This is a genomic window from Thermosynechococcus sp. B3, from assembly GCF_030323045.1.
Classification (GTDB): Bacteria; Cyanobacteriota; Cyanobacteriia; order Thermosynechococcales; family Thermosynechococcaceae; genus Thermosynechococcus.
Genome location: NZ_CP097584.1, coordinates 2,646,592 through 2,652,703 on the forward strand (window position 1 = coordinate 2,646,592; position 6,112 = coordinate 2,652,703).

Consider the following 6,112-nt stretch of genomic DNA (forward strand, 5'->3'; position numbering starts at 1 on the left):
GTTTGCAAAGTGGCACACTATGCTCGTGCTCACGAGGGTAGCGGCAGCGACAGTGAAAATTTTTGCAAAATCCCCTAGCCAATCTTGACAGAGATACCTATAATCAGAGACCATTAGAGGTACTGTAGAAAAATCCCTTTTGCTTAACCTCCATAGCCTAAGAGACCAAAGGTTAAGCATAGACTTTCATCAAGGCTGGCATGGGGTGACATCTTTTCCTTCTGCAAGTCGTGCAGAGCTTTTTAGGTATCACCAGAGTTGCGTTCCGCGTTCCAATGCCAACCCACCTCTACAGGAACCCTTTTCCCAACCATCTTAAAGCCAAACTTGCACGCGTCCCTTACAGGGGCAAGAGTGGCTCAACACTGTGCTAGATGCCTTTAGCCCATTCATGCTGACGTTTATTTTGTTAAGAAATTCTAAGGATAATGAATGCCTAAGCAAATTATTATTGCCGAGGAACATCGGCTAGCGGCGGTCTTTGCCGAAGATCAAATTCAAGAATTAATCGTGGCCACGGGCACCCATCAGGTGGGGGACATCTACCTTGGGGTGGTTGAAAATGTCCTACCGGGCATTGATGCTGCCTTTGTCAACTTGGGGGATGCCTCTCGTAATGGCTTTATCCATGTCACTGACCTTGGCCCATTGCGCCTGAAGCGAACGGCTGGAGCAATCACGGAATTGCTCGCACCGCAGCAAAAAGTGCTGGTTCAGGTCATGAAGGAACCCACGGGCACCAAGGGGCCACGGCTGACCGGAAATATTTCGTTGCCCGGACGCTATCTTGTACTGATGCCCTATGGTCGGGGGGTGAATCTATCGCGACGGATTACCAATGAAGCGGAACGGCATCGGCTACGTGCCCTAGGCATTTTGGTCAAACCTGCTGGCATGGGGCTACTAGTGCGCACAGAGGCCGAGGGTGTCTCCGAAGAGGCCATTCTTGAGGATTTGGAACTCCTGCAACGGCAGTGGGAAACGATCCAACAGCAGGCGGCCTCCAGCCGTCCTCCCCAGCTTCTGGGGCGCGATGATGACTTTATCCAAAAAGTCTTGCGGGATGTCTATAGCAGTGATGTCAACCGCATTGTGGTGGATACGCCCGATGGGGTCAAACGGGTCAAACAGCACCTGAAAAACTGGAATGTCAATAAGCCGGTGGGGGTTCTCATTGACTATCACCAAGAACCCATTCCCATTTTGGATTACTTTCGGGTGAATGCTGCCATTCGTGAGGCCCTGAAACCCCGTGTGGATTTGCCCTCCGGTGGCTATATCATCATTCAACCGACAGAGGCACTGACGGTCATTGATGTGAACTCCGGTTCATTCACCAGTTCAGCCACCTCGCGGGAAACAGTGCTGTGGACAAACTGCGAAGCGGCTACGGAGATTGCTCGCCAACTGCGACTGCGCAATATTGCTGGCGTGATCATTGTGGATTTTATTGACATGGATTCCCGCCGCGACCAGTTGCAACTGCTGGAGCACTTTAGTAAAGCCCTGCGTGCTGATAAAGCTCGCCCCCAAATTGCTCAACTCTCAGAACTGGGGCTGGTGGAATTGACCCGCAAACGCCAAGGGCAAAATATCTATGAACTTTTTGGCCGTCCCTGTAGTGCCTGTGGGGGCTTGGGTCACTTGGTGCATTTACCCGGTGAACCGGAGGATAGCCCCGGCGAAATTGTCGAGCGATCGCCCATGCCGCGTCCACCGGAGCCACGCCGCAGTTTAGAATCCCGCACTGAACCCAATGGCTTTGCCAGTAGCAGCCTAGAGACCCAACTCATTAACCACCCTGACTATCAAGCGGTGGGGGGTATTCGCCCGCGTGCTTCCCGCAGTAGTCATCCACCAGCCCCACGCAGTCCTCGCCGTGCCTCTGAAAATGGCAATGGCCGCAAGGTGATTACCACGCCTACAGAAACGGCGCCGCCGCCAGTGGTCAAAGTGGAGAGCCGTCCGCCGCGCCCTGCCCGTCTTGGCCGCTCTGAACCAGCGGAGGTGATTACCGTAACAATGACGGATCAAGAGCAGGCAGTCTATGCGGAAATGGGAATTTCACCCCTTGTGCTGCACTCTGAAGAGGTGAAGAATCCGCGGGGAACGATTGTGATGGTGGCACGCCCCGGCCAAGACCCCCTACCCCTGCCCCAGAAAACTGCACGACCCGTCAGTGAGGGAATGCCTGAGGATATCCCAGAGACTGCTGATGAGCCGCCCTCCTCTGTGGTTAGCACGATTAATGTCGAGCCGATTGCGGCCACCACGCTGCTCAATACCAGTGAGTCAGAAGTCACGACCGAGTCTGAATCCGGCGGGGAAGCATCCACTCCAGAGGCCTCCGTGCCCGCAGGTCGGCGGCGGCGGCGACGGGTCACCACTAGCGAGCAGCTCTCCCTCGATGCCAATACTTAGGCTCAGCAATGTTGGGGGATCTAGACCCTGCCCTCATCCAAGAGTGGCTCAAGGCTGCATCGGCAGAACTTCCTCAGGGGGAACCCCTTCAACGGCTACCGCGGGTGGGGTCTGAAGCCTTTGCCTTTGCCCTTGTTACCCCAAAGCACCAGTTTACCCTTGGGCGTTCCAATTTGCGCTTTCCCTTAATGAGCGCAATTAAGCCCTTCTTGCTGCTGTATGCCTTAACGCTGTGGCAGGAGCAGGTGTGGACGTGGGTGGGACAGCGCCCCTCAGATTACCCCTATAACTCTGTGTTGCAGTTAACCCTTGATCAGGGGTGGCCGCGCAATCCCATGATTAATAGTGGAGCGATCGCCCTTGCTAGCCAATTGGCTCATGTTGGCGGTGTTGCGGTCTTTCAGACTTGGCTCAATGAGTGTGCGGGTACGCAGTTGCAGGTGGATCAAGAGGTGTTAGCAGCCGTTTATCGCCATCCCAACTGGCAAAATCGCACCCTTGCCCACTTTTTAGTGGAGTCTGGACGCATTGCCGATGCCGGGGTTGCCCTTGAGATCTACAATCAGGTGTGCTGTTTCCAAGGAACGATTGAGGAAGTGGCGCGCTTGGGTCTCCTGTTGGCACTGCCCCATGACAAGGTGAGCGATCGCCATCGTCAGCAGGTGAATGTGCTTATGCTCACCTGTGGCCTCTACGAGGACTCCCCCCGCTATGCCCTAGAGATTGGCTTGCCTGTGAAATCGGGTGTCAGCGGTGTGATTTTGGCCATTGTGCCGCGACAGGGGGCGATCGCCTGCTACAGCCCACCCCTTGATCCCAGTGGCAACTCGATTTTAGGTCTATACCTGCTCCAGCGCATCAGCCGCCACTTCGGCCTCAGTCCCTTGAGCTAACTGCACCACCAAGCGGCGATCCGGTTCCTCTCCATAACTAAAGGTTTCAAGGCGATCGCTCTCTACCTTAATGAGGCTGTGAACGACACGCCGCTCTGCCGCTGACAGGGAGCGAATTTCAACGGGTTTACCGGTGTCGAGGACTTGGGCAGCCACCTGATGGGCAATCTCCTGCAACTGGCGATAACGGGCGCGGCGATAGCCCGCCAATTCTAGGGTAAAAGCCGTTTGCTCCTGCCGCGATCGCCCCAAATTCAACGTGGCATTGAGCAGATATTGCAACGCATCGAGAGCTTGGGCATTGTTGGCCAGCAGGGATTCAATTTGCGCAGCACTCAGGGACTGGCGATCGATCTCTAGCCAGTGCCCCGGCACCACACCTGCCAACGGAGACTCGACCACAGAAACGGTTGTCTTAAAGCCTGCTAGAGCAAGTGCCTGTTCCAGCCACGCACACCCCGCAGCAATTGGATCAGCGGTCATGCCTCCCCTCAACTTGATGGATGACGCTTGGCTTTAGTGGCCTTGGCACTTTTAGCCCCCTTGCCCTCAAAGGGAAGAGCCGCCCGATTTTTAATGGCTTCAGCCCGCTCCTGCTCCTCCACGAGTTTCTGCAGGTTCTCTGGCAGCGGCTCCTGTTGAAGAATAAAGGTCTGCACCGTCTGGAAGATGTTGGCGATTAGCATATAGAGCAGCACCCCTGCCGGCAATGGGAAAAAGAGAAACATCCCAGAGAAGATGATCGGTGTCAATTGATTCACGGTTTGCTGCTGCGGGTTATTGCTGCTGCCTTGGCCAGAGAGCAACTGGTTGACGTAGAGACTGACGCCAAAGCCAAGGATCATGATCAGGATATCCCAGTGGATCGCGCCCCAATTAAACTGGCGTGTGCCATCGGGCAGCGTGATGAAGAGTTCCCCTTGATCAATGGCACCCACATGGCCAAGGGCAGAGATAAAGAGGAAACCTTTATCCGCCGCAATCCCCGGAATCGTTCCCTGAACCGTTACATCACCGGCTTGCAGGGCTTGCAGATGCCCCTCACTGTCAATGGTTGCCCGCTCTTGACCGCGAATAATTTGCCACTTGGGTTGCAGGTGACTATTGGGATAGGCGGCGGCCAGTTCACTAAAGGGTTTCCCCTCCTTGGTTTGGAATTGGAGATCCACCGTTTGACCCACTGGAATCTTGGTACCGCTGGGAACCACCGCCTGAATGGGGAAGTGGATGCCCTCATCAACGTAGATATTTTGCGGCTTAGTGGCAAAGGGCTGGGCTAAGACAGTTTGATCAGGAGGAACAATTTGCAGGTTGAGCTGGTAATTCACATCAGCAAAGGGTGATCCGCGGAGCGTGGCAAAGAGAGCAAAGAGAATCGGTAACTGCAATAGCAGAGGAAAACACCCCGCCAAGGGATTACCAAACTCCCTATAGACCTCTGCCATTGCCTTTTGCTGTTCGGCAGGATTATCCTTGTATTTCTGTTGGATTTCCTGCATCCGTTTTTGCATGATCGGCTGCACCACTTTCATGCGCCGCATATTGCGAATGGATCCCGCACTGAGGGGATAGACGGCAAAGCGCACCACCAGTGTCAGCGCCACAATCGCAAGGCCATAGCTGGGCACAATCCCATAGAAAAAGTCAAGGATTGGCAGCATGACATTGTTGGAGAGGAAACCGATACCAAAATCCATGGAATCCTGCAATTAGGGGTGAACAGTTAACAGAACTATCTTAGGTCTTAAGAACCAATCGCGCCACTGACACTTTTGGCAGCGGGACTCAATTTGGCAGAAATATAGTCATAAATTTCACGGAAGCGGGGGACAGCGCGCATTTCTAAGCGGCTACCATCTTTGAGGGTGACGACCATATCACCGTAGGCGCCCCAGCCGCGAGGAACGGTGACGACTTTGGTGATTTCGCTATAAATGACATCGGAGCGATCGCGCCCCATCCAGCCGCCAATCACCGTAATCCGCCGATTTGTAATGCGGTAGCGCAGCCAAAGGGCACGGACAATGGCACCAACGGTAAGGGGCAGACAAATCACCGTTAGCCCCAACAGTAAGTTGATCACCAAGTCACCCCAATGGGGACCGCCTTCGTAGAAAACGTCTTCGGAAATTCCCGGCATCGTCAGTACCCCTGCTTTGGCCATTAACTGCGTCAATTCAGCGCGACAGTCCTCGTCACTCACTTTTAGTGCCGCCTGACGCACTACCACAATCATATCCCACCCTGCGGCGATCTGCGGTAAGAGTGGGTGGATCACCCGTCGCCATTGCCGCTTCAAACGGTTGCGATCAACGGCTCGCTTACTCACCTTTTTACTGACCACAATGCCCAGCCGTGGTGCTGCCTTGACGGCTTGGGGCGCCAGCCAAAGAACGGCCAGTTTGCCGTGGTGGGCAGTTTTGTGTTGATAGACGCGGTCAAAATCATGGCGATCGCGCAGGCGATGTTGAGGAGGCAACACTAGACGGCCAGCCGTGCCCGCCCTTTACGCCGCCGTGCCTTAATCACGTTCTGACCGGATTTGGTACGCATGCGCGCCCGGAACCCAGAGGTGCGTTTACGTTTGCGGACAGTGCCGCCCAGTGTACGTTGCGTCATGGCTGTTGCAGTTATGATGGTTGATCAGAAAAAACACTGCCCCAAGGGGCACGCCCTAGTCAGTCGTTAGAGCGATCTACAATCGTATCACTTCCCGTGAGGCAGCGGTAGCCCTGCAGGGCTATTGCCGTCTTGGTCGTGTTGCCTATCATTGCTCACATCCTACGGACGAGGTTTGC

The 6,112-nt window shown here is 54.7% G+C and carries 6 protein-coding genes and 1 pseudogene; 2 read left to right on the forward strand and 5 right to left on the reverse strand.

Going from position 1 to position 6,112, the window contains the following annotated elements; translation table 11 throughout:
- Window positions 1-432 precede the first annotated feature (432 nt).
- Both M0646_RS13060 and M0646_RS13065 read left to right on the forward strand, forming a co-directional pair.
- Window positions 433-2,421: an Rne/Rng family ribonuclease gene (locus tag M0646_RS13060; RefSeq protein ID WP_286626031.1), complete on the forward strand. Its 1,989-nt coding sequence runs from the start codon at window positions 433-435 to the stop codon at window positions 2,419-2,421.
- A gap of 8 nt (window positions 2,422-2,429) precedes the next feature.
- Window positions 2,430-3,314 (forward strand): glutaminase, encoded by an 885-nt coding sequence (locus M0646_RS13065; protein WP_149821543.1) that lies wholly within the window; start codon window positions 2,430-2,432, stop codon window positions 3,312-3,314.
- On the opposite strand, the gene M0646_RS13070 is transcribed toward M0646_RS13065, so the two are convergent.
- The 5 genes and pseudogenes from M0646_RS13070 to rpmH all read right to left on the reverse strand — a co-directional run bounded on the left by M0646_RS13070 (window position 3,261) and on the right by rpmH (window position 5,933).
- The gene (locus M0646_RS13070) at window positions 3,261-3,797 is read right to left on the reverse strand and encodes a R3H domain-containing nucleic acid-binding protein (protein WP_286626032.1); all 537 of its coding nucleotides are present in this window, start codon (window positions 3,795-3,797) and stop codon (window positions 3,261-3,263) included. The genes M0646_RS13065 and M0646_RS13070 overlap by 54 nt on opposite strands.
- A gap of 8 nt (window positions 3,798-3,805) precedes the next feature.
- Window positions 3,806-5,011, reverse strand: a complete 1,206-nt coding sequence (yidC, locus tag M0646_RS13075) for a membrane protein insertase YidC (RefSeq protein ID WP_149821547.1) — start codon at window positions 5,009-5,011, stop codon at window positions 3,806-3,808.
- 47 nt (window positions 5,012-5,058) lie between these two features.
- Window positions 5,059-5,454 carry a PH domain-containing protein gene (locus M0646_RS13080; protein ID WP_225901724.1) on the reverse strand — a complete coding sequence of 132 codons (396 nt, stop codon included), beginning with the start codon at window positions 5,452-5,454 and terminating at the stop codon, window positions 5,059-5,061.
- A gap of 72 nt (window positions 5,455-5,526) precedes the next feature.
- Window positions 5,527-5,796 (reverse strand): annotated as a pseudogene (rnpA, locus tag M0646_RS13085) (ribonuclease P protein component); the annotation flags it as partial.
- Window positions 5,796-5,933, reverse strand: coding sequence for a 50S ribosomal protein L34 (rpmH, locus tag M0646_RS13090; RefSeq protein WP_099799755.1), 138 nt, complete (start codon window positions 5,931-5,933; stop codon window positions 5,796-5,798). The gene rpmH and the pseudogene rnpA, both read right to left, overlap by 1 nt.
- Window positions 5,934-6,112 lie beyond the last annotated feature (179 nt).